This is a genomic window from Brevundimonas sp. UBA5936, assembly GCA_002430835.1.
Taxonomy (GTDB): domain Bacteria; phylum Pseudomonadota; class Alphaproteobacteria; order Caulobacterales; family Caulobacteraceae; genus Brevundimonas.
The window spans coordinates 67,268-67,877 of the sequence record DJDA01000045.1 but is presented as its reverse complement, the minus strand read 5'-3'; the positions used below and the strand labels follow the sequence as shown (position 1 = coordinate 67,877).

General features: G+C 63.1%; 1 pseudogene. It reads left to right on the top strand.

The window, feature by feature from the left end:
- Positions 1-317 precede the first annotated feature (317 nt).
- Positions 318-610 (top strand): annotated as a pseudogene (locus tag B2Y21_RS04910) (NAD(P)-dependent oxidoreductase); the annotation flags it as partial.

Below are 610 nucleotides of genomic sequence, written 5' to 3'. Positions count from 1 at the left end.
GGCGCTTCCCCCCGCCCTCTGCCCAGGCCGTGCGCGCCGACGTCCTGGCCGGCCGCTGGCCCCCCGCAGGCGCTCAGGGCGGCCGTCCGCCCTCCCCCGAACTGGTGCGACAAATGCGAGAACTGTGGCCCGAGTAATGCCTCGCCGCATCGCCGCCCGTTTCGCACCCGAAAAAATTATCGCACCGCACACGATCGTTGGGTGAATTATTACGCTATATTGCGATAAATTGACATTTACGATCTTTATCGTGGTAGACAAGCGCTAAAATTGGAATAATATTTGCACACATCGCCGTCGCCTCGTTTAATGTGCAAATGCAAAAAGGCGGCCGTTCCAACCCTGGTGGTTTTCTGATCGAGCAGCGTCGGCTGGAGAAACAGCCCGCTGATCTGCGCGTGCGCGCCTTCACGGAGATCACGCTCAAACCGACCGCCGCCAGCGGGACGGTCCAGGCGTCGCGCTGCACCGACTGCGGCGTGCCCTTCTGCCAGAACGCCTGCCCGCTGCAGAACAACATCCCCGACTGGCTGGCCCTGTCGGCGGACGGTGACCTGCGCGAGGCCTGGCGCGTCGCCGCCTCCACCTCGACCATGCCGGAAATCTGCGG